The sequence below is a fragment of the Streptococcus mitis genome (assembly GCF_003942765.1).
GTDB lineage: Bacteria > Bacillota > Bacilli > Lactobacillales > Streptococcaceae > Streptococcus > Streptococcus mitis_BE.
This window is the reverse complement of the sequence record NZ_RJNW01000025.1, coordinates 1-657: the sequence shown is the minus strand read 5'-3', so window position 1 is coordinate 657 and position 657 is coordinate 1. Positions and strand designations below refer to the sequence as shown.

Below are 657 nucleotides of genomic sequence, written 5' to 3'. Positions count from 1 at the left end.
TGAAGCCGATGCGCTTGTTGATGCTGAAGCTGAAGCACTTGTACTTGCTGAAGCCGATGCGCTAGTACTTGCTGAAGCCGACGCGCTTGTTGACGCTGAAGCTGAAGCGCTTGTGCTTGCTGAAGCTGATGCACTTGTACTTGCTGAAGCCGATGCGCTTGTTGACGCTGATTCAGAGGCCGATGTGCTTGCTGAAGCTGATGCACTTGTTGAGGCTGACTCAGAAGCTGATGTGCTTGCTGAAGCTGACGCACTTGTTGAGGCTGACTCAGAAGCTGATGTGCTTGCTGACTCAGAGGCCGATGTGCTTGCTGAGGCTGACGCACTTGTTGAGGCTGACTCAGAAGCTGATGTGCTTGCTGAAGCTGATGCACTTGTTGACGCTGATTCTGAAGCTGATGTACTTGCTGATTCAGAGGCCGATGTACTTGCTGAAGCTGACGCACTTGTTGAGGCTGACTCAGAGGCGCTTGTACTTGCTGAAGCCGATGCGCTTGTTGATGCTGAAGCTGAAGCACTTGTACTTGCTGAAGCCGATGCGCTAGTACTTGCTGAAGCCGACGCGCTTGTTGACGCTGAAGCTGAAGCGCTTGTGCTTGCTGAAGCTGATGCACTTGTACTTGCTGAAGCCGATGCGCTTGTTGACGCTGATTCAGA

Annotated in this window: 1 pseudogene; it reads left to right on the top strand. The window is 52.5% G+C overall.

Annotated elements, in window-relative coordinates:
- Positions 1 to 657 (top strand): annotated as a pseudogene (locus D8849_RS10520) (MSCRAMM family adhesin SdrC); the annotation flags it as partial.